Genomic DNA, 3,604 nt, shown 5'->3' on the forward strand with positions numbered 1-3,604 from the left:
GATTTTATCCTATAAGTTATAACTAGCAGGTTATGTTTTTAAAGAGGTTGGGGAGTTGTGCTCACAACTCCCCAAATATTATAAGTGATTGTGTATTAAAGTTGTATTCGCATAGATATCCCTGACCATTATCAATTTGAAAGCTAAAATAATCTCCTTTTGGATAGGCGAGTTGACTAAAGATGGACATAATAGTGCCTCCATGAACAATGAAAGTGGTCCAAGCTTTGGGCTGAGTAGAAGTTGATTGATAATAAGTGCGAGCATTTTGTATATAAAATAAGAATCCTTCCACACATCGTTTAGTAAATGCAGTAGGGTCTTCACCGTTTGGAAATGGGAGAGTACTGTTACTATCTACCCATTTTTGATAGTTTACATTTCCTTGAAGTTCTTTATAATTTTTATTTTCAAATTCACCAAAGTCACATTCACGTAAAGCATTACATTGTTCAAAGTGTGCACTAGGATAGATCAGTTTACTTGTTTCTATACAACGCTGCAAGGGACTAACATAAAGCAGTTCTGCTTTAGGATAAATATCTCGTGAGATACGATCTTTAAGCAAATTAATACCTTCTAGGCAAAGTGGTTCATTGGTTGTACCAATATAGCGTTTACTTAGATTGCCAGTTGTTTTACCGTGTCTAATAAAGCTGCATAGAATAGTGTTTTTATGATTTTTAAGGATAGTATTATCTTGTAGATGCATTACCTTTTGGGCATATTTTGTTAAAGTAGGAATAACGATATCATTATCTAATTCATCACAAATAATTATTACATAAGGATTTTTTAATAATAATTTAAAAAGAATATGGTTTATATTTTCAGATGTTTGTAATTGTTTTTGGATAAATATATGAAAGCCATTAATAATATCTGCAGTATAGAGTTCTTCTTCTGTAAGAGTAGCGCCATCATATATTTTAGAATTTGCAATATGTTTTTCATGGACTAGAGTATCTAGCTTTTCAGGAGTAGCTTTACCAATATAAAGTTCCATAAGTCACCTCTAAGTTATAATATAGCTATTTTAATGAATATTAATAAATACTTTAAGAGGAACGGTTTAAATTGTCAAGGTATGCATAGGTGACTATTAATTAATGAGATATATTGAAAAATATTAAATGAATTGATATGATGATATTAGGAAAAATAAATATGAAATTTTAAGAGACTGTCAAAGGCGATAGTATAACAAATGGGTTATATTGTTTTTGATGGTCTTTTTATTTATATAAATCCTATTGAATACAGTAGTGTAATAGAATGGGAGGAAAGTTTATGAAACCTATATCGGTATAGTACCTTTAGTTGATAAACAAAAAGAAAGTTTTTGGATGTTATCAGGCTATATGGAGGGAATAAAGGCGGCGGTGGGATGCCAGTTATGCTACCTTTAATAGAAGATATAAATTATTTGTTGCAAGGCTTAAATGGGGTTCTATTTAGTGGTGGGCAAGATATTGCGACTTTATCAAGAAGTAAATATAAGTTGTCATGAAGTGTGTAAGAAGCGAGATAAGATGGAATTATTTAAGAGAGTACTTGAAGTGGATAAACCTGCTTATGGTATATGTAGGGGAATACAGTTATTTAATGTGTGATTAGGGGGAAGTTTATATCAAGACATTCCTACACAATTACCTAGTCAGGTATAATATGTACAAAGACTGCCTTATGATAACTCCGTACAGAGTGTGAAGGTTCATAAAGGTACACGACTAGAAGTATTAAAAGTTTTTCAGAAAAAACCGGCTGAATACTTAGAACGCATTCTTACAAATGAAGGTTGCAAGCTTCGTATGAATCGAAGTATTCAGGCCGAAGGGTCATTTGTAAATATTAAAGGAGATATGTTATTTCGTAGATATTTATGCAGAGGTCAGAAAAATGTGCTTGCTGAAAGTATTCTTCTAGCAATGGCACATAATATCAATAAGCTAGATCACAAAATTCAAAACGGAAGTACAGGAACATACTTTTTTGAAATGAAAAAAGAATTATAAATTTTTAAAATTCCAATATTTAGGATGGAGTTTTGTATTATATGATAGTCGAAAGGAGCTGCCATTAGCTAATTAAAATCAGCTAATGGCAGCTCCTTTTAGTAGTAAGGGTGTCTTTATGAGTTTAATATTTAGCATTTATTAGAAAATAAGTGTGAAGCTGCGAAGACTTGCGGCTACAGTTACGCCTTGACAAGCTGTTTTAGTGATAAGTAGTTTTTCTGAATTGGCTTTGGCTAAGGCAGCACGTTCACAAACTGAATCTACCCCTGTAATGGATTTTACGAAAAAAGAAGAGGAAATAGAACCTTTGACAGCTAAAAGTTCTTCTGCTGAATAAGTTGTGAAAGGCAATTTATATTTTTCACAAAAAGCAAGGAGTCCTGCTTCATCTTTTTTCAAATCAATACTTGCGACGCTGTAAATAGATTCAAGTGTTAGATTGTTTTTTTCTAAAGTATCAAGGACTAGTGTCTCGATATTTTCAAGAGGTGTATTTTTTTTACAACCTATACCTAAAACGACTTGTTTAGGTGTAAGGATTAAAGTGTCTTTAAAGATTGTATTACCTTTAGGGTATAAACCTATATAAATGCCAAGACTAGTGGAATCATCACAGTTTTCATAGGGAATAAGTCCATTAGGAAGTGTTTGAGGAAGTGGTAAATCACTTTTGATTCCAATATTTATATTTTGTAAGAGTTTGCTTGAAATAGCTTTTGCAAGGTTCATGCTGCTGATAGAGAGTTCATTCTTTTTAGCAAATACATCTACTGCAAATTTATCATTTAAATCAGTGGCTGTAGAAATAATAGGTATGCCGTTAATGAGTGAGGCTGTTTCTAAAGTGAATTCATTTCCACCTCCAATATGCCCAGATAATAAAGAGATAATATATTGTCCTTTTTCATCAATGCATAGGACGCAAGGGTCTGTTGTTTTACTTTTAATAAAAGGTGCAATCATGCGTACTGCAATACCACAGGCACTTATGAAAATAAGGGCATCTTGTGAGTTGAAACTTTCGCCAACTTGTTTTTTGCTGAATCAGGAAATGCAGTTAATTTAGGATTTACTGCGAATTGTTTTATAGTGTAGCAAGTGCATTGATGTCCTAAATCTTTATACAAATCGGCTAGAGAAATGGCAAGATTACTTGCATTTTCTGTGAAAGAAAATAAATGAATATACATAAGATGTCACCACCATTTTGATTGATTTTATGAAAGTATTTTAACACATTATAGTATAACCCGATTCGATATACATTTTAAGCAAATAATCCACATCGAAAGGAGTAAACTGTTAAATATGTGTCGACAACAATCTTTAATTACTTTAGACGAATTTTACGAATTGAAACCTCTTACTAAACTTGAGGCTATATTGACTTTTATTGATTTTACATTTTTTCTTGAAATATACCCTGAATCTTTTTCAAGACAAGGTCCTAAAGGCTATTCTAAAAAGCAACTTCTTATGGCGCTTATTGCTATGCAAGTAGAACATATTCCAACCATTAAAGCTCTCGTTCATCGATTGAAATCTGATCCTATATTTAAGCGTTCTTTGGGTTTTGAATATATTTT

6 protein-coding genes and 1 pseudogene are annotated in these 3,604 nt (G+C 32.0%); 4 read left to right on the top strand and 3 right to left on the bottom strand.

The features are described 5' to 3' along the window. Window positions 1-61: 61 nt before the first annotated feature. On the bottom strand, window positions 62-1,006 hold the full coding sequence (locus tag JCM14822_RS18105; RefSeq protein ID WP_054744015.1) for a histidine phosphatase family protein: 945 nt from the start codon (window positions 1,004-1,006) through the stop codon (window positions 62-64). A gap of 381 nt (window positions 1,007-1,387) precedes the next feature. Between JCM14822_RS18105 and JCM14822_RS22865 the strand changes: the two genes are divergently transcribed. From JCM14822_RS22865 to JCM14822_RS18110, 3 genes are all read left to right on the top strand, one after another. Continuing rightward, window positions 1,388-1,510 carry a hypothetical protein gene (locus JCM14822_RS22865; protein ID WP_157047895.1) on the top strand — a complete coding sequence of 41 codons (123 nt, stop codon included), beginning with the start codon at window positions 1,388-1,390 and terminating at the stop codon, window positions 1,508-1,510. A 22-nt stretch (window positions 1,511-1,532) separates the two neighbouring features. Further along, on the top strand, window positions 1,533-1,613 hold the full coding sequence (locus tag JCM14822_RS25320; protein ID WP_278287262.1) for a gamma-glutamyl-gamma-aminobutyrate hydrolase family protein: 81 nt from the start codon (window positions 1,533-1,535) through the stop codon (window positions 1,611-1,613). A gap of 66 nt (window positions 1,614-1,679) precedes the next feature. Beyond that, window positions 1,680-2,015, top strand: coding sequence for a transposase (locus JCM14822_RS18110; protein WP_083461563.1), 336 nt, complete (start codon window positions 1,680-1,682; stop codon window positions 2,013-2,015). Between the two features lie 141 nt (window positions 2,016-2,156). On the opposite strand, the gene JCM14822_RS18115 is transcribed toward JCM14822_RS18110, so the two are convergent. Together JCM14822_RS18115 and JCM14822_RS22875 are read right to left on the bottom strand one after the other, a co-directional pair. Then, window positions 2,157-2,747, bottom strand: coding sequence for a cobalamin biosynthesis protein (locus JCM14822_RS18115; protein WP_278287263.1), 591 nt, complete (start codon window positions 2,745-2,747; stop codon window positions 2,157-2,159). A 72-nt stretch (window positions 2,748-2,819) separates the two neighbouring features. Continuing rightward, window positions 2,820-3,035: pseudogene (locus JCM14822_RS22875) on the bottom strand (cobalt-precorrin 5A hydrolase); the annotation flags it as partial. 291 nt (window positions 3,036-3,326) lie between these two features. Between JCM14822_RS22875 and JCM14822_RS18125 the strand changes: the two are divergent. Beyond that, a partial coding sequence (locus tag JCM14822_RS18125) for a transposase (protein WP_242861565.1) occupies window positions 3,327-3,604 on the top strand: 278 nt, incomplete at its 3' end.

This window comes from Cellulosilyticum ruminicola JCM 14822 (assembly GCF_001311925.1).
In the GTDB taxonomy this organism is placed as follows: domain Bacteria; phylum Bacillota; class Clostridia; order Lachnospirales; family Cellulosilyticaceae; genus Cellulosilyticum; species Cellulosilyticum ruminicola.